14 protein-coding genes and 1 tRNA gene are annotated in these 16,979 nt (G+C 63.5%); 7 read left to right on the forward strand and 8 right to left on the reverse strand.

What is annotated here, in order from left to right; genetic code table 11:
• The first annotated feature begins 83 nt into the window (after positions 1–83).
• Positions 84–1,037 carry a 3-hydroxyacyl-CoA dehydrogenase gene (locus tag AC1AZA_RS09725; RefSeq protein ID WP_476514463.1) on the forward strand — a complete coding sequence of 318 codons (954 nt, stop codon included), beginning with the start codon at positions 84–86 and terminating at the stop codon, positions 1,035–1,037.
• 75 nt (positions 1,038–1,112) lie between these two features.
• Here AC1AZA_RS09725 and AC1AZA_RS09730 read toward each other — a convergent pair.
• The 3 genes from AC1AZA_RS09730 to AC1AZA_RS09740 form a co-directional block, all read right to left on the reverse strand.
• Positions 1,113–1,185: transfer RNA gene (locus AC1AZA_RS09730), tRNA-Ala, on the reverse strand.
• A gap of 153 nt (positions 1,186–1,338) precedes the next feature.
• Positions 1,339–2,145, reverse strand: a complete 807-nt coding sequence (locus AC1AZA_RS09735) for a DedA family protein (RefSeq protein WP_476514464.1) — start codon at positions 2,143–2,145, stop codon at positions 1,339–1,341.
• Positions 2,146–2,729: 584 nt separating this feature from the next.
• Positions 2,730–4,349 carry a dolichyl-phosphate-mannose--protein mannosyltransferase gene (locus tag AC1AZA_RS09740; protein WP_476514465.1) on the reverse strand — a complete coding sequence of 540 codons (1,620 nt, stop codon included), beginning with the start codon at positions 4,347–4,349 and terminating at the stop codon, positions 2,730–2,732.
• A gap of 30 nt (positions 4,350–4,379) precedes the next feature.
• On the opposite strand from AC1AZA_RS09740, the gene rsmI reads away from it, so the two are divergent.
• Entirely contained in the window at positions 4,380–5,399 is a 1,020-nt protein-coding gene (rsmI, locus tag AC1AZA_RS09745; RefSeq protein ID WP_476514466.1) for a 16S rRNA (cytidine(1402)-2'-O)-methyltransferase, read from the forward strand.
• A 17-nt stretch (positions 5,400–5,416) separates the two neighbouring features.
• Here rsmI and AC1AZA_RS09750 read toward each other — a convergent pair whose 3' ends face one another.
• Together AC1AZA_RS09750 and AC1AZA_RS09755 are read right to left on the reverse strand one after the other, a co-directional pair.
• On the reverse strand, positions 5,417–5,827 hold the full coding sequence (locus AC1AZA_RS09750) for a variant leucine-rich repeat-containing protein (RefSeq protein WP_476514467.1): 411 nt from the start codon (positions 5,825–5,827) through the stop codon (positions 5,417–5,419).
• Between the two features lie 37 nt (positions 5,828–5,864).
• The gene (locus AC1AZA_RS09755; protein ID WP_476514468.1) at positions 5,865–6,461 is read right to left on the reverse strand and encodes a hypothetical protein; all 597 of its coding nucleotides are present in this window, start codon (positions 6,459–6,461) and stop codon (positions 5,865–5,867) included.
• 135 nt (positions 6,462–6,596) lie between these two features.
• Here AC1AZA_RS09755 and metG point away from each other — a divergent pair, with 135 nt between their 5' ends.
• Positions 6,597–8,471, forward strand: a complete 1,875-nt coding sequence (gene metG / locus AC1AZA_RS09760; RefSeq protein ID WP_476514469.1) for a methionine--tRNA ligase — start codon at positions 6,597–6,599, stop codon at positions 8,469–8,471.
• A gap of 349 nt (positions 8,472–8,820) precedes the next feature.
• Here metG and AC1AZA_RS09765 read toward each other — a convergent pair whose 3' ends face one another.
• A complete protein-coding gene (locus tag AC1AZA_RS09765; RefSeq protein WP_476514470.1) occupies positions 8,821–9,150 on the reverse strand; it encodes a winged helix-turn-helix transcriptional regulator in 330 nt (109 codons plus the stop codon).
• A gap of 185 nt (positions 9,151–9,335) precedes the next feature.
• On the opposite strand from AC1AZA_RS09765, the gene AC1AZA_RS09770 reads away from it, so the two are divergent.
• The 4 genes from AC1AZA_RS09770 (at position 9,336) to AC1AZA_RS09785 (ending at position 16,103) form a co-directional block, all read left to right on the forward strand.
• Positions 9,336–9,977: an SDR family oxidoreductase gene (locus AC1AZA_RS09770; RefSeq protein WP_476514471.1), complete on the forward strand. Its 642-nt coding sequence runs from the start codon at positions 9,336–9,338 to the stop codon at positions 9,975–9,977.
• 481 nt (positions 9,978–10,458) lie between these two features.
• A complete protein-coding gene (locus AC1AZA_RS09775; protein WP_476514472.1) occupies positions 10,459–11,199 on the forward strand; it encodes a TetR/AcrR family transcriptional regulator in 741 nt (246 codons plus the stop codon).
• Between the two features lie 39 nt (positions 11,200–11,238).
• Positions 11,239–13,857: a YhgE/Pip domain-containing protein gene (locus tag AC1AZA_RS09780; protein ID WP_476514473.1), complete on the forward strand. Its 2,619-nt coding sequence runs from the start codon at positions 11,239–11,241 to the stop codon at positions 13,855–13,857.
• Positions 13,857–16,103, forward strand: coding sequence for a YhgE/Pip family protein (locus tag AC1AZA_RS09785; protein WP_476514474.1), 2,247 nt, complete (start codon positions 13,857–13,859; stop codon positions 16,101–16,103). Before AC1AZA_RS09780 ends, AC1AZA_RS09785 begins: the two co-directional genes overlap by 1 nt.
• A gap of 19 nt (positions 16,104–16,122) precedes the next feature.
• Here the strand turns inward: AC1AZA_RS09785 and AC1AZA_RS09790 are convergent, their stop codons facing one another.
• Complete coding sequence (locus AC1AZA_RS09790; protein ID WP_476514475.1) at positions 16,123–16,443, reverse strand: hypothetical protein; 321 nt, start codon at positions 16,441–16,443, stop codon at positions 16,123–16,125.
• A gap of 77 nt (positions 16,444–16,520) precedes the next feature.
• Complete coding sequence (locus AC1AZA_RS09795) at positions 16,521–16,808, reverse strand: hypothetical protein (RefSeq protein WP_476514476.1); 288 nt, start codon at positions 16,806–16,808, stop codon at positions 16,521–16,523.
• Positions 16,809–16,979: the final 171 nt, after the last annotated feature.

The following is a 16,979-nucleotide window of genomic DNA, read 5'->3' on the forward strand; positions in this document are numbered from 1 at the left end:
CCTCCGCGGGTAGCCTGTAGGTAGCGGGACGCCCGGATCAACAGGGATCCGTCGCCCGTGTCCGAATCCAAAGGAGGATAGCTATGGGCATCAAGAATGTGGTGGTCGCAGGCGGCGGCGTGCTGGGGAGCCAGATTGCCTTCCAGAGCGCATATAAGGGGTGCAACGTCAAGGTATGGCTGCGCTCGGAAGGCTCGATCGATCGCGCCAGGCCGAAGTTCGAGCGGCTTAAGGGCATCTACCTCAATACGCTCGAGGCCATGAAGACGAATCCCGCCGCCTACTGCCGCGGTCTGGCGCCCAAGGACGCCACGCCGGAGGAACTTGATGCGCTCAAGGAGTGGGTCGAGCGGGCGTACGAGAGCCTGACGCTCACTACCAGCTACGACGAGGCGGCCGCCGACGCCGATCTGGTCATCGAATGCATTGCCGAGAACCCGCAGGAGAAGATCGCCTTCTACACGGAACTCGCCAAGCACCTGCCGGAGAAAACCGTGCTGGTCACCAACTCGTCCACCATGCTGCCGAGCGCCTTCGCCAAGTACACCGGCCGCCCGGCCAAGTATCTGGCGCTGCACTTCGCCAACGAGATCTGGCGCAACAACACCGCCGAGATCATGGGCCATCCGGGCGCCGAGGAGGTTCCCGCCACCGACCCCGCCGCCTTTGACGAGGTGGTCGCCTTCGCCGAGCAGATCGGCATGATTCCGCTGAAACTGCGCAAGGAGCAGCCGGGCTACATCCTCAACTCCATGCTCGTGCCGTTCCTGTCCGCTGCCGAAGCGTTGCTCGCCAACGACGTTGCGGACGTGGAAACCATCGACAAGACCTGGCAGCTGGCCACCGGCGCGCCCCTCGGCCCGTTCCGCATCCTCGACGTGGTGGGTCTGACCACCGCCTACAACATTGGCCGTCTGGACCCGCGCGCCGCCGATCCGACCACCGTGCAGGGCAAGGTCGCCGCCATGCTCAAGCGGTACATCGACGAAGGCAAAACCGGCATCAACGCCGGCGAGGGGTTCTACAAGTACCGCTGACGCTCGAACCGGCGCAACTCGAGCCGTTTTCGGGCAAAGAAAAACCCTCCGGGGTGGAATCCGGAGGGTTCTTCGTGGAGCTGATGGTAATCGAAACCACGACCTCTTCGATGCGAACGAAGCGCTCTACCAACTGAGCTACAGCCCCATTGGATGTTGCCTTGCTTCGCAGGACAACTCTCGCTAGCTTAGTACAGCGTCTTCGGTTTGGCAATTTGCGAGACACGCCGGAAAACAAGCGGTTTCGGCGTGTCTCATAATGCCGAAACCGCCTGCGCGGGAGACTGCGGTCCCGGTCGGTTCAGCGACGGTGGCGTGCGGTCTTGCCGATGTCCGCACCGATGCCGTCACCTTCGAGGTTCGTCATGCCGGCCTGCATGAGGTCGAGCTGGGAGTCGACCGTGGAAGGCTTGACGCCGGCGGCCGTGTCGCCCGCATCGGCCGACTTCTTCTTGCCGAACTTCGCCTTGAGCAGACCGATGATGGTGGGCAGCAGGGAGATGACGAGGATCAGAACGATCACAAGCTCGAAATGCTCCTGCACGGCCGGAATGCCGCCGAAGAAGTAGCCGAGCAGCGTGAACAGCGTGGACCAGGTCAGGCCGCCGAGCACCGAGAACGGGGTGAAGCGGCTCCAGCGCATGCCGGAGATGCCGGAGATGAACGGCATGAACGTGCGGATGAAGGGGAAGAACCGGCCCAGGAACACGGCGAGCGGTCCCCACTTTTCGATCATGCCCTCGGTCTTGGCAATGCGCTCCGGCGTCATGGCCTTGACCTTGCCGGAGGCGATGATGCGGCGGCCGAAGAAGTGGCCGATGAAGTAGTTGCACTGGTCGCCGATAATGGGGGCGAGCCAGACCGTTGGCAGCAGGAACATGAGCGGCAGCGAGCCGGGTGCGCCGGTCGCCGCGTCGGGGGCCGCGAAGAAGCCGGCAGCGAACAGCAACGAGTCGCCGGGCAGGAACGGGAAGAATACCACGCCGGTTTCGATGAACACGATCAGAAAGATGAAGCCGAGCGTGGGAGCCACGCCCATCGCGATCCAGCTGGCGATGGCGGCGCGCGGGTCCTTGAGCAGTTCGAGGATGAAGTTGACGAATCCCATGATGAGTTGTGCAGATCCTTGCTATTTGATTGTGTGATTGTCCTAAACCGGACACCACCCTAGCAGTTCGTCGGGTCCGGGCTCAATCGCGTCCTGCTGGCCCACCCAAATCCTCACAAACCTTAATGCAGGCATAGAGCGGCCCGGTGGCACTGGGCAGCCGTCGTCCGTGTTGGGCATCTGCTTTCGTGGGGAAGATTCAGCGCATTGCGGGCAGGTATCTGTGTTCATGGGGTACTTCGTTCGCGTCGAAGTGGGGTTGGCTGGATGCGCTATGCACGCAGCAGTGCGGTTTTAGCGGGATCCTCCTCGATCAGTGCACTCCTGTGACGTGCGGAGGTCCCCCACGAACGCAGATACCTGCCCGCAGACGACGAAAAGTCCCCCACGAGTGCAGAAAAGGCGTACCGCGGGGCGTCTTGGACCGCGGCATGGTCGGGGTGCGCCCGAACGCGCAACGGAGACCGATCGTGCCTTGGCTCGGGAATCGGGCTTGGTCCGGAAGACCGGGCATTGGCGTCGTCAGGTCCATGAGTCGCCACCAAGGCGACGACGGTCCCATATGTGGTTCGACTCGTGGATCGTTATATCCATGAGTCGAACCACATATGGGACAGCCAAAACTCGTACGGCACCGGGATGCCTGTCCAGATCGGGTACCAGAACACGGAGGCCACGGCGATCACGGCGAGCACCACGCCGCACGTCACCCGGTACGCCCGTGCGGAGAGCATGCCGCGCAGCCAGTCAGCCACGTAGCAGATCGAGAGAATCATGGCCGGCAGGATCACGATCGCGTAGAACGTGAATGTGGTGCGGTTGAGATACTGCGCCCACGGTAGCCAGCCCGCGAGCAACCCGGCCAGCACGGCCCAGATCTTCCAGTCCCCGCGCTTGACGAACACGGCCACGATGATGCCGATCACCGCACACAGCGTTCCAAGCCACCACAGGAAGGGGTTGCCGATGGACGTGATCGCCGCCACGCAGCGTCCGCTCGGATTGAGTGCGCACAGTCCTGGATTACCGCGCAGATGGTCCTCCCAGTAGAAGCTGGTCGGCCGCACTTGCAGGGGCCATGTGAGCGGGTTGGCCATGTAGTCGTGGTGCGCGGTGAGTGTGGTGTGGAACTCCCACATCTGCCGGTGGTATTCCACGAAGGACCGCAGCCCCTCCGGCAGCCAGGAGACGCCTCGCCCGGGGTGTGTGGCCGCCCAGTTGTGCATGTAGGAGTCCGGGTGGATGAACCAGCTCGTCCAGCCGGCCAGATAAGTCAGCCCGTAGATCGGTACCATGTAGAGCGCTGCGGCGAGACCGTCCTTCCATATGCCGGTGGCGAGCCAGTCGCGGTAGCCGGCCTGCCGGCGCTCCCACGCGTCCCACAGCACGGAGATCACGCAGAACACGGCGAAGAAGTATGTGCCCGACCATTTCACGCCGGTGGCGAGTCCCAGTAGCACGGCCGCTCCCACGCGCCAGGGCGACAGGGCAATGAACGGCCCGTGCGCGTCGAGTATCCAGCGGTCGCCGCGCCCCGGAATCCAGTGCGCGTCCCGGCTACGGCTGTCCCGCTCGTAGGCGTCCCGCAGTCGTTGCCGCGCCCAGTCTCGGTGAATGAGCAGCAGCGAGAGCGCGCCCAGCGTGAAGATCATGATGAACACGTCCAGCAGCCCGGTGCGGCTCATGGTGATGCCCAGCCCGTCCACGCTCATCAGGAATCCCGCCATGAGCGCGATCGGCAGGTTATGGAACAGTCGCAGCGCCACCCGGCATAGGACCAGGATGGCGAGCGTGCCTGCGATGGCCGTCGCCGCACGCCAGGCGAACGGGTTGCCGGCCCCGCCGAACATCTTGAGCCCCAGTGCGATGCACCATTTACCCACCGGCGGGTGGACCACATATTCGGCGGAATTGAGCCAGTGGTCGGTGTCTCCGGCGGCGAACATCGCGTTGATCCGGTTTTCCCCGCTGGCGGTGGTGCCCATGTCCTTGGGCCAGTCGCGCGGCTCGCCGGTCATGAGCATCGTGTAGGCGTCCTTGACGTAGTAGGTCTCGTCGAACACGACCGCCCGCGGTTCGCCCAAGCGGATGAATCGCAGCAGCCCGCCGAACGCGGCCATGAGCAGCGGCAGCACCCAGCCGAATATCCGCGCCTGAGCGGCGGATGCCGAGGTTTTCCAAGAATTAACGCGCCCTAACTTCATCAGACCCCAGATTAGGGGATACTAGGAATCATGCAGACCGTAGCCGAGCAATCATTACAAATTACAGCCGAATCCAGTGTCCCGGAGATGGGCGAGGACTGTGCCGCCGAGCCCGCGGCCGAATCCGCCGAGCCCGCCGGATCCCCTGCGAATTCCCGCGGTGTCACCGTTCCCCGCGGGACGGTGGTGCTGGCTGCGACTCCGATCGGCAATGTGGGGGATGCCTCGGCCCGTCTGGTTGCGCTGCTGGCCGATGCAGACATCGTGGCTGCGGAGGACACCCGTCGCCTGTACGATTTGGCGAATCGGCTCGGCGTGCATGTGAGTGGCCGGGTCGTCGCCTACCACGACCATAACGAGCGTGGCAAGGCGGATGCGCTGCTCGATCAGGTTGCCGCCGGCGCGTGCGTGACCGTCGTGTCCGATGCAGGCATGCCCACCATCAACGATCCTGGCATGGCGATCGTCCGCCGGGCCATCGAACGCGGCCTGCCGGTCACCTGCGCGCCGGGCCCGAGCGCTGTGCTGGACGCGCTCGCGATCTCTGGCCTGCCCACAGACCGTTTCTGCTACGAGGGATTCCTGCCGCGCAAGCATTCCGAGCGCATGCAGCATCTGCGCATGCTGCAGCCGGAGCGCCGCACGATCGTGTTCTACGAGACGCCCCACCGCATCGCCGAATCCATGGACGACCTGCTGGAGGTGTTCGGCCCGAACCGGCTGATGGCGTTGTGCCGTGAGCTGACGAAGGATTACGAGCAGGTGCGCCGCGGAACGATCGCCTCGGTGCGTGAATCCGTGCAGGTCGATCCGCCGCGTGGCGAGATGGTGCTGGTCATCGCGGGCGCGTCCGACGACGAAGCCCGGGCCTCCGCCCCGAGTTCGCTCAGCGTGGAGGATCTGGCGGTGCTGTCGATCGATCGTGCGCTGGAGGACGGCCTGCGCATCAAGGAGGCCATCAGCCAGGTGATCGAGGAGCATCCGCTGCCGGACGGTTCGCTCGCCAACCGCAAGCAGGTGTATTCCGCGGTGCTGGAGATGAAGGCCTAGCTGCGTTGCACTTGCCGTTACGCCCGCCGCAGCAGATCTAGCAGCACCTCGATCGCCTCGCGCACGCCCGGTCCTCCCGCCTGTGCCACGAATTCCAGGAGCTCGGGACTGGATTTTGGGTTCGCCACGAGCCATCGGCGCAGTTCCGGTGCCGTGCGGGCGATGTGCCACAGCACGGCTTCATCGGTCTGCGGGTCGCAGGCTACGGCTGCGGTCAATCGCATCGGCGGGGCGGGAGGTTCCACCATGGATGGCCGGTCTTCCGAGAATCTTGCGTTGGCGTTGGTCTGCAGCACCATCAGTCGCGCGTTGGCGGGGCCGGTGCCGTGCGTGCGGCGGTGTCGGCCTCGTCCTGTTCGCCGGTCGGGTGCCTCGGGGCTCTGGCCGGTGCGTTCGCGTTGCGGCAGTACGGCTACGGGTTCGGTCATGGTCGTTCCTTTCTCTGGGGTGGCTGGTATTGGCTCCTCAGGTTTGCCTGCGCAGGTCCGGCTGCGTCTCGCCTATGCGCTGCATGAGGTCGATGCCCCGTGCGTGGCCCGGCCAGCGGGGTTTGTTCCACAGCAGTTGCAGGCATTCGTCCACGGTGACGCCGAATTCGCGGATAAGCTCCACGATCGAGTTGATCACGTTGATTTCCTTGAACCGTGCGGGGTTCTCGCAGGCCAGATCGCAGGCGGTGCGTGCGGGGGATGTGATCCACAGGCGCCCCAGCCTGGACAGTTCGCGTTCGTCGAGCTTGCGGTCGAACGTCCGGATGCGTCGCCCGTAGACCGTGGCCCGGAAGTGCGAGCTGGAGATGATCTGCAGGTTTGGCGGAAAGTTGCCGCCTATCCATACCCAGAGGGCGAGCGTGGCGCATGCGATCGCGGAGGACGGCAGCATTGACTGGATGATGGCCGCGCGCCCGTGCACGGTGTCCGCTTGGGTTGCCAGATAGCCGCCCGTTCCGTCCAGCGGTACGAGGATGCCCATGCGGGCGAGGGCGGAGGCGCCGAGCGGGCCGGGAAGCTCGTCGGAGTCGATGATGGATGGATTGGCGGGATTGGCGGTGAAGGTGCTCATGGCTCAGCACGGTAGACGCCGAATCCGCCGCCGGTCCAGCCGCGCCCCGCTCGCGGTGGATAAGTGGATAACTCGTGTCGCGGTGGATAACTGCCGGCCCTCGCGTGTCGCCACCGCGCTCGATAATCGGTAGCTATGACGAATATTCTTGTGAACGTTGCATGGCCGTATGCCAACGGCCCCCGCCACATCGGCCACGTCGCCGGCTTCGGCGTGCCGTCGGACGTCTACGCGCGCTACGAGCGCATGAAGGGCAACGACGTCCTGATGGTCTCCGGCACCGACGAGCACGGCACCCCCATCCTCGTGGAGGCGGAGAAGGAAGGCGTCACCGCCCAGGAACTCGCCAACCGCTACAACCGCGTGATCGCCAAGGACCTGTGCGACCTCGGCCTGAGCTACGACCTGTTCACCCGCACCACCACCGGCAACCACGAGCACGTGGTGCAGGAGCTCTTCAAGCAGTGCCTCGCCAACGGCTACATCTACAAGGGCACCCAGCGCGTGGCCATCAGCCCGTCCACCGGCCGCACCCTGCCCGACCGCTACATCGAGGGCGAGTGCCCGATCTGCCACGCCGAGGGCGCCCGCGGCGACCAGTGCGACGCCTGCGGCAATGAGCTCGACCCGGACGAGCTCATCAACCCCGTCTCCAAGATCAACGGCGAAACCCCGCGCTTCGAGGAGACCGAGCACTTCTTCCTCGACCTTCCCGCGCTCGCCGACGCGAACCTCGCGTGGCTCAAGACCCGTCAGGGGTGGCGCACCAACGTCATCAACTTCTCCATCGGCCTGTTCAAGGAGGTCAAGCCCCGCGCCATCACGCGAGACATCGACTGGGGCATCCCCGTGCCGGTGGACGGCTGGATCGACAACCCGAACAAGAAGCTCTACGTGTGGTTCGACGCGGTGATCGGCTACCTGTCGGCCTCCATCGAATGGGCCCGCCGCAAGGGCGACCCGGAGGCGTGGCGCAAGTGGTGGAACGACCCCGCCTCGCCCGCCTACTACTTCATGGGCAAGGACAACATCACCTTCCATTCGCAGATCTGGCCCTCCGAGATGCTCGCCTACAACGGTCAGGGCTCCAAGGGCGGCGAAACCGGCCCGCTCGGCCCGCTCAACATGCCCGAGCAGGTGGTGGCCAGCGAGTTCATGACCATGGAGGGCAAGAAGTTCTCGTCCTCGCGCGGCATCGTGATCTACGTCAAGGACATTCTCGCCCGCTACCCCGTGGACGCCGTGCGCTACTACATCTCCGTGGCCGGCCCCGAGTCCTCCGACTCCGATTTCACGTGGGCCGAGTTCGTGCGTCACAACAACGAGGAGCTGGCCTCCTCCTGGGGCAACCTCGTCAACCGCGTGGCCAACCTCATCGCCAAGAACTTCGGCGAGATCCCGGCCGTGGATGAGGCGTCCCTGACCGATCAGGACCGTGCGCTGCTCGCCGAGTCCGCCGCCGCGTTCGAGACGGTCGGCCATTCCATCGAGACGCATCACCAGAAGGCCGCGCTGGGCGAGGCCATGCGCATCGTGGGAGACATCAACAAGTACATCTCCGCCGTGGAACCGTGGAAGATCAAGGACGACCCGGCTCGTCTGGGCACCGTGCTGCACGTGGCCGCTCAGGCCGTGTCCGACGCCAACCACCTGCTCGCCCCGTTCCTGCCCCATTCCGCGCAGAAGGTGTGGGAGGCGCTCGGCGGCAAGGGCACGTTCTCCCCGCTGCCGCGCCTCGAGGAGGTGGAGGATCTGGACAAGCCCGGATTCCGCTACCCGGTCATCACCGGCGACTACAAGCTGGGCGTCAACGTGCACCCGTGGAAGAGCGAGCCGATCGAGGTGGGTGCCCCGGTGGCCAAGCCGACGCCGATCTTTGCGAAGATCCCGCAGGAGGCCGTGCAGGAGGAGCTCGACCGCTTCGAGACCGCGCTGGCCGCCCGCCGCGAGGCCGAGGCGCAGCGTCTTGCCGCCGCGAAGGCCAAGCTCGCCGAGGAGGAAGGCAGGTAGGCCTTTTTGCAGATGCGCATCATCGCAAATTTGTGATGATGCGCATCTGGGAGCTGGGTTTCTGCCGAATTCGACTGCTCAGGTGCGCATATTCACAAATTTGCGATGAAGGTCTCTGATTTTCAGGATTTTTTGAGGTTCCCGCATCGTTTCGCCAAGGAACTGGCGGTTATATGGATGTTGTCAGCGGATAGCACCGCAGGCGAGGTTCCCGCAGAACCCCATAACTGAACCCTTCTTCTCTCTTCTCTCTCACCCGGCGGCTTTCCTCCCGCCGGGTTCTTCTTTTTTCGGGCGGCTGTGCGGCCGCCCATGCAGATCCGCAAACCGGGCGAATCCATTGCAGCGCTTATGCTGCGAGTCCGGCCTTGTAGTTTTCGCCCCAATTCCACAGGGCGTCGATGACGGTCTTGAGACTGCGACCGGTGTCGGTCAGCGAGTATTCCACGCGCGGCGGCACTTCCGCGTAGACCTCGCGGTGCACGAGCCCGTCCGCCTCCATCTGCCGCAGATTCGAGGTGAGCACCTTCTGCGAGATGTGCCCGATCGACCGGCGCAGCTCGCTGAAGCGTTTGGTGCCGTCCAGCAAGTCCCGGACAATGAGAATCTTCCATTTGTCGGAGATCAGCGTGAGTGTCGTTTCCACGGGACACGCCGGAAGTGTGTTCACATCGACCATGATTGTGCCTTCCCTCATCGTTGGAATCATCCAATAGTTCCTTTTAGGTAACTATAGCACTTTATAGTGCCTTCTTCCTTTAAAGAAGGTACTTCACTATTGTGAAGCATGTCGGCGCGGCATCGTGCAATATCGCTCGATGCACGGCGGACGGAAAGCATTGATTGATGAATAAGGAGCACACCATGAGCAAGCGCATCGCAGTCATCGCGGCCAACGGCAAGTCCGGGCGAGCCATCGTCAAGGAAGCCATCGATCATGGTTTCGACGTGACCGCAATCGTGCGCGGTGAGAACAAGACCGTCGCGCAGCATGTTCTGTCCAAGGATCTGTTCGATCTGACGGCCGATGATCTGGCCGGATTCGATGCGGTCGTCGACGCCTTCGGTACGTGGGCGCCGGAGACCCTGCCGCAGCATTCCGCGTCGTTGAAGCATCTGGCGGACATCCTTTCCGGTACCGACGTCCGGCTGCTCGTGGTCGGCGGCGCGGGCAGCCTGTACCTTGATCGGGCGCATACGCTGCAGCTGAGCCAATCCGAGGGCTTCCCGGAGGCGTTCAAGCCGCTTGCCACCGCGATGGGCGAATCGCTGGCCGAGCTGCGTGAACGCTCCGATGTGAAGTGGACGTATGTCTCTCCCGCCGCCGATTTCCGGGCGGACGGCCCGCGTACGGGCAAGTACGTGCTGGGCGGCGAGGAATTCACCACGAACGCGGATGGAGAAAGCGCCATCAGCTATGCCGACTATGCCATTGCCATCGTGGACGAGCTGCTGGCCGCGCCTGCGGACGCGCACGTCGGCGAACGCATCTCCGTGCGCTGGTAAGGTGTCCCGGCCGGTGCCGAAAGCCGCGGCCGAGGGTCCTTTGCGCGAGGATACGCCTATGGGGCTGTTGTGGCGCTTATGCAACGCGTCCGGTCGGTCCAACCTGTGAATCCATCCGGGCCCACAGGTTGGACCGATCATGCAAAAGCGGACACGTCGGCCTGCTCCCAGTCCGGCAGCCGAATGTCGCCGTCGCCGTGCCAGGAAGGCTGCGTTGTCTTACCGCTCAAATTGCCGCTCTCTTCGGCGTGTCGCATGGTGGTGAAAGCGCTGTCTGGGGATTGACCCGCGGCTTCCGGATGCGTGGGGGCGATGCTGTTCCGATGAGCGAGGCGCTAATTTTCGACAGTTGCATTGTTTGTCGACAGTTGTCGAAGAGCATCCGCTATGATGTCGCCTAAACAACAGGCCGCGCACAAAACGAGGATCCCGGCATCCTCGGCCGGCGTGGCGTGATGGATTGAAGCATTGGAGGCACGCAATGGCAGAGGTGAGCATGCAGGCGGACACTCAGACGGGCATCGACGAATCCGGCGAAGGGCAGTCCGGCAAGCCCATGGACAGGCGATCGCGCCGCACGCGGGTGATGCTGCAGAACGCATTGGTCAAGCTGCTGGAGACCAAGCCGCTCAACAAGATCTCGGTGATGGAGCTCACCCGTCTCGCGGACGTCAACCGGGCGACGTTCTACGTGCACTACACGGACATCTACGCTCTGTTCGACCAGCTCAAACGCGAACTCATCGACTCGTACAAGGACATCATCGCCCGTCATCGTGCGGAGATCCTCCAGGACGACTACGAGCCGCTCATCCATGAGGTCTTTGAGTTCGCCGCGGCCAACGAATCCACATCCCTGTTGGTGGTCGGCAAGTCCGGTGACGCGCTCTCCGGCGACCTCATCGACGCCATAGGCGCGTACTGCAACGAGCTCATCGACCCTCTTTCCGCAACGCAGGCGAATCCGGTGAATCTGGAAAGCCCAACGGCAGACGAACGAACGGCCGAAACTGTGCGGGATTACCACTTCGTGTATCTGACGGCAGGGATCGTCGGCGCGCTCAAGGAATGGTATCGGCGCGGGCGCAGGGAATCCATCGACCTTGTGGTCAGGATTGCGTCCAATAACACTCATGCGATAGGGCTGGCCATGCTCGCCAGGAATATCGGCGCATCGGCCTCCGAATCGTCGCAGGTCCCAGCGAATCCGTCGCAGCGGTGACGGTCGGCAAGTGAATTCACAAGGGAACGGACGGATATCATGCATAACGTGTTGCGCGTCTTCATCCGCGATGTAAAGCGCATCTGCGCGGTGCCCTTCGCCGTGTTCATCGTTCTGGCGTCGTGCTTCGTGCCGGGACTGTATTCGTGGCTCAACGTCGCGGCGAACCTGGATCCGTATGCGAACACCGGCAACGTGCCGATCGCGGTGGTCAACAACGATGCTGGGACCATGGTGAACGGCTCCGAAATGAACGTGGGCGACCAGACCATGGACGCCCTGAAGGACAACCACGATCTGGGATGGCGCTTCGTGGACGAGTCCGCCGCCGTCAACGGCGTGAAATCCGGCGAATACTACGCGGCCATCGTGATTCCGAAGGATTTCAGCGCGGACCTGACCAGCGTGCTGCAGGGTGAGTTCACGCGGCCCGAACTGTCCTTCTACGTCAATGAGAAGGTCAACACGCTTGCGCCACGCGTGACACAGTCCGGCGCCAGCGCCCTCGAGCAGCAGATCAACGCATCGTTCGTCTCCACCGTGAGCAAGACCGTCACGACGACGCTCGCCAAGGAGGCCGGCAAGATGAACGCCCAGTTGGACGGGACCGCGAACCAGCTGGACGGCAAACTGGACGAAGCCCAATCCAGCATCACGGCGGCCCGCAGAAAAGCCGATGACGCGCAGTCCTCCATTACCGATGCGCGGGCGGCGATCGCGAAGGCCCGCCACAACATGACGGGCATCGCCGGACGGGCCGACACCCTTTCCGCGAGCATCTCCGACACGGCATCCTCCGTCGGCTCCGCGCGCGGCGGGTTGTCGGCGTTCCAGCAGTCCACGAACACGACCATCGGACAGGTGCAGTCCGGAGCGGGCTCCCTGAAAGGACGCATCGACGGCATGTCGGACACCGTCAACGGCAATGCGGCGGACATCTCCGGCCGCGTTGACGCCTCGCTGTCCACGCTCGAATCCGCGAACGACGCGTTGGGAGACGCGATCGAGGCGATGGAATCCGACCCGCAGCTCGCGGGCTCGGACGCCCTCGCCCAGGCGAAACAGCATCAGAGCGATCTCGCCGCACAGATCGAGGCGATGAGGCAACTGAACAACGGCATCCCCTCGGCGATGCAGGCTGCCGGCACGAAGCTCTCCGGTTCCCTGAACGCATTGAACGGCAAAGCTGACAATCTCACAGGCCTTTCCTCGGACGCTTTGGCCAAAGCCGATACCGCTCTCACCGGCATCTCCACCCAGCTGGTCGGCCTGTCCGGGACCGTGGGCAGGACCGCGGAATCGCTCGACCGCATCGATGCCGATCTCGCCCAGCTCGACACGACCCTCGAATCGGCGTCCAAGGTGATGGGTCAGACGGGCAAGGCCCTCGATCGCGTGAGCGCATCGGTGCGACGCACGCAGGCCGATTTCGCTGTCCTGCGTGCGAGCGACGCATGGGCCGGCGTCAAGGGGCTCGCCCATGTGGACGCCGATCAGGTGTCCTCGTTCCTCGCATCCCCGGTTGGACTGGAGACCCGCGAGTACTATCCGATGAGGAACTACGGCACCGCCATCGCCCCGTTCTTCACGAACCTCGCATGCTGGGCGGGCGCGTTCGTGGCGCTCACCCTGATACGCAACGACGCCGATTCGGAAGGCATCGACGCACTCACGCCCAGGCAGGCGTTCCTCGGACGCTGGCTGCTGCTCATGGTCGTGGCGGTGCTGCAGGGCATCGTCATCGCATCCGGCAACCTCGTCATCGGCATCCAATGCAACGTGCCGTGGGCGTACTACCTCGGCACCATCGTGTGCTCGATGACCTACATATCGATCGCCTACAGTCTGGTCATGATGTTCCGCCATATCGGCATGGCGCTGAGCGTGATCTTCCTGATCCTGCAGGTGCCGGGCGCGGGCGGCATGTACCCGATCGAGATGATGCCCCGCTTCTACCAGCTGCTGTATCCGATGCTGCCGTTCACGTATGGTGTCGAGGCGCTGCGCGAGTCGATCGGCGGCTTCCACGGCATGGACTTCTGGATGCGGATCGGACAGCTCTCCACATTCGCCGTGGTGTTTCTGCTCATGGCGATGCTGTGCCGTCCGGCGCTCGCCAATCTCAACGACCTGTTCAACCGGGAGCTGGCGGACACCGATCTGGTCAACGCGCAACGACTGGAGATCGTCGGCTCCGAACGCAACGTCATGATCACCGTGCGCAAGATGCTCGCCGACCCGACTTGGGGCGCCGGCGTACGACGCCGGGCGAGGAAGTTCGAGCGTCTGTACCCGCATCTGGTGCGCATCGGATTCCATCTCATCTGGGTCGTCCCCGTCGTGTTCCTCATGGCCATGATGGTCGTCGGGCCGAGCATTGGGTTCCTGGTGGCGTGGCTGGCAGTGGTGTTGGTGGTGGACGTCGCGCTGATAGTCCTCGAATACATCCACCTTCACCTGCCAAGACAGGCGCATGACAGCACGATGGGTGCCGAAAGCCTGCTGCGCTCCGTCGTTGCCGCCGGGCGTGCCGTGATGGTCGGCGGCATCATGGGAAACGCTGGCGGAAGCGTCGCCCGGCATGCCGCGGGGAACGCCGGTGACGATGTCAATGTCAATACCAATGAGATCAATGCCAACGGAAAGGATGTCCACTGATGAGGAACGTATGGACCATTTTCCGTACCGACATGCGGCGCATCCGCGGTAGCGTGATCGCGCTCATCATCGCCATCGGCCTGATTCTCATGCCGTCGTTCTACGCATGGTTCAATATCTACGCCAATTGGGACCCCTACAGCAACACCGGCGGCATGAAGGTCGCCGTCGCCAACTCGGACAAGGGCTATCAGGGCGACCTGCTGCCGGCGAAGGTCAACGTGGGCGATCAGGTCGCCAACGCCCTGCGCGCGAACGACAGCCTCGACTGGACGTTCGTGACCGAGGATGAGGCCAAGAGCGGCGTGGAATCCGGCGAATACTACGCGGCCATCGTGATTCCCGAGGATTTCAGCACGGACCTGTTCTCCCTGTTGAACGAAGGGGCCGCGGACTCCGCGAAGGCGGACGAGACCAAGGCGCGGCAGGCGCAGCTCGTCTACTATTCCAATCCCAAGAAGAACCCCATCGGCTCCACCGTCACCGACCAGGGTGCCTCCACCGTACGCCAGCAGATCAGCGACACCCTCACCTCGGCCGTTGCCCAGGCCGCCGCCGGCACGCTTGATTCCGTGACCTCCTATCTCGACACGGACCAGAGCACACGATCCATCAGCGCCTTGAGCGCCAATCTGCGGCGTCAATCGACCGACCTCGCCGATGCGGCCGACCTCGCCTCGAGCTACGCGGGTCTCGCCGATTCCGCGGCATCCCTGCTCGACGCATCCGGCAAGTCGATGGAACGGACGAAGCAGTCGTTGCGATCCTCCGCCGTCGACACGGACGGCATCGCCGGCAAGCTTGATAACGCGTCCACGTCGATCGACCGCATCAACGCGAACATGACCAACGGACTCGATTCCGCGGCGAACGCCTTCGACACCGTCGGCGACAACGCCCAAGAGGCACTGGGCAAACCCGCCAACGGAGCAAACAACACCGCCGCGTCCCTGCGTGCGATCTCCACGAACCGCATCAAACCGATGATCACGAGCCTGACCCAATACCGCAGCACACTGGTCTCCATCAGGGAGACACTGCACACGGAACCGGCCAAGGCCGCAATCGACCGGGCCATCGCCGACGTGGACCGCACCCTCAAACGACTCAACGACACCGACACGAAGATCAACGAAGCCGCGGACCAAGCCGAAGCCAAAGGGCAATCGATCACCGACGCTGGCAAGGACATCGCCTCCCAGGCACAGGCCAGCGCGCAGTCGATCCGCGATCTGAACACGTCGTATCAGAACAACGTCGTCGCCACGCTCGCCGACGTGACCGACTCCGCCCAGCGGACCGGTGCGGATGCCAAGGCACTGGTCGACGACGCCACCGCGGCGCTCGCCGATGTGACTGGCGGAACCGGTGGGGCCGGCGGTGGCTCGACCAGTGCGCTGGCCAATATCAAGGAGCTGACGGCCAACATCAACACGGCTCATGACACGTTGCTCGAGCAATCGAAGAAGCTCGGCGAGACCGCCGACAAGCTGGACGAGGCCCTAGCCTCCGGCGGCGTGGACGAGGTGCGCAAGCTGCTCTCCCAGCCCACGGACACCATCGCCCTGGCCATGGCCACGCCAGTGACGACGAAGCGCATAGCCGTGTACCCCATCGCGAACAACGGCTCCGCGATGACCCCGCTCTACACGCTGCTGGCCATCTGGGTAGGCGCTATGTTCCTCGGCATCGTCCTCAAGGCGAACGTTTCAGGCAAGACCGCCGCCTCGCTGGACCATCCCAAACCATGGCAGCTGTATCTGGGACGCGGCCTGACCTTCGTCACGTTCTCGCTGGCGCAAACGACTGTGCTGGGACTCGGGGATTTGCTGTACCTACGCGCGCAGGCGGAGAACCCGTTCCTGTTCATGCTGTGCCTGTGGTGGTCGTCACTGGTGAGTTCGACGATCGTCTACACGCTGGCGGCCGTGTTCAGCACGGTCGGCAAGGCGGTATGCGCGGCGCTCATGGTCTCGCAGCTCGCCGGCATCGGCGGCACCTTCCCCGTGGAGATGCTTCCGGGCGGGTTCAGGCAGCTCTACCCCTATCTGCCGTTCTCGCACGGCATCACCGCGCTGAGGGAGACCGTCGGCGGGTTCTACGGCAACGTCTACTGGGAGCAGATGGGACGCATGGGCGTCTATCTGGCGATCGCCCTGCTCATCGGGTTCACGCTCTACACGCCGGTGACCCGCGCCATGGCGAAGACCAACAAGCTGATCTCCGGCACGATGGCGATGAACTGAGTGCGGATTGAAAAAGGATCTACCGGGCTGCCAGCCGGTGCTTTCGCACCTTCTTGAGGTAGTTCTTCTTGAAGGTGCGTGTCGATCCGAAGAAGCGTTCGTCGGTCGCGGTCTGTTCGTGATTCTCGTACTTGAGTGCGGTCAGTTCGATGGTGCAGATGAAGTCTGCCACCTGTGCAAGCCGGTAGTCGGTCGGCAAGCCTTTGCGATAGACGATGGCCTGCTTCGAGAGCGCGTATTTGATTGCGCCGTGAATGGCCTGCGTGATGAGACTCTGTCCGCCGTCGTAGTACACCTTGATGGCGTCGAAACATTGGAAGAGCGCCAGATGGTCGAACACGATGTTGACGATATCGCGTTTGATGCGTGCGCCCAGCTGGTCCAAGGTCGCATAGTCTGCTTTTCGGTAGATCAATGTCACATACTGTGCAGGCAGCTTGCGCAGCTGAACATGAAGTAGGCGAGCAGTCGTTTGCGCTGGCTGATGCCGAGCCGCTGATAGTCGTCATGCCCGTTCAGCAACGGGGAAGTGTGCATGGGGATATCCGGCAGGCCGGCATTGCGGAGCGGCTGCTCGTATGCGGCGAACACGGGGGTGACGGGATCGGATTGATCATGGAACACCAGCGTCAGCGCGTAGTACTTGGACTGGAATCCCTGCTCGCCGCTCTCGTCGGCGAAGATCGAGATTTTCAGCCATAGCATCTCTCCGAAAATGAAAAATGCCGGGGGATTACCCCCGGCTCTTGGAAGTCTCACATTGCTGCGGACCTGTGTATGCCACAGATTGCCAGAAGACGTCGTGATTTGCAATGACGGTTGGGCGGGATGTCGTCATGGCCGCGCCGGAACGGGGCTCCTGCGCTGCTGGTGCTG

The sequence above is a fragment of the Bifidobacterium sp. LH_389 genome, from assembly GCF_056357235.1.

Bases quoted from the DNA above. Each gene is read 5' to 3' on its own strand.
- rsmI (WP_476514466.1), top strand. From the start codon at position 4,380: ATGCAGACCGTAGCCGAGCAATCATTACAAATTACAGCCGAATCCAGT.
- AC1AZA_RS09725 (WP_476514463.1), top strand. From the start codon at position 84: ATGGGCATCAAGAATGTGGTGGTCGCAGGCGGCGGCGTGCTGGGGAGC.
- AC1AZA_RS09770 (WP_476514471.1), top strand. From the start codon at position 9,336: ATGAGCAAGCGCATCGCAGTCATCGCGGCCAACGGCAAGTCCGGGCGA.
- AC1AZA_RS09765 (WP_476514470.1), bottom strand. From the start codon at position 9,150: ATGGTCGATGTGAACACACTTCCGGCGTGTCCCGTGGAAACGACACTC.
- AC1AZA_RS09795 (WP_476514476.1), bottom strand. From the start codon at position 16,808: ATGCTATGGCTGAAAATCTCGATCTTCGCCGACGAGAGCGGCGAGCAG.
- AC1AZA_RS09735 (WP_476514464.1), bottom strand. From the start codon at position 2,145: ATGGGATTCGTCAACTTCATCCTCGAACTGCTCAAGGACCCGCGCGCC.
- AC1AZA_RS09755 (WP_476514468.1), bottom strand. From the start codon at position 6,461: ATGAGCACCTTCACCGCCAATCCCGCCAATCCATCCATCATCGACTCC.
- AC1AZA_RS09740 (WP_476514465.1), bottom strand. From the start codon at position 4,349: ATGAAGTTAGGGCGCGTTAATTCTTGGAAAACCTCGGCATCCGCCGCT.
- metG (WP_476514469.1), top strand. From the start codon at position 6,597: ATGACGAATATTCTTGTGAACGTTGCATGGCCGTATGCCAACGGCCCC.
- AC1AZA_RS09780 (WP_476514473.1), top strand. From the start codon at position 11,239: ATGCATAACGTGTTGCGCGTCTTCATCCGCGATGTAAAGCGCATCTGC.
- AC1AZA_RS09775 (WP_476514472.1), top strand. From the start codon at position 10,459: ATGGCAGAGGTGAGCATGCAGGCGGACACTCAGACGGGCATCGACGAA.
- AC1AZA_RS09785 (WP_476514474.1), top strand. From the start codon at position 13,857: ATGAGGAACGTATGGACCATTTTCCGTACCGACATGCGGCGCATCCGC.
- AC1AZA_RS09750 (WP_476514467.1), bottom strand. From the start codon at position 5,827: ATGACCGAACCCGTAGCCGTACTGCCGCAACGCGAACGCACCGGCCAG.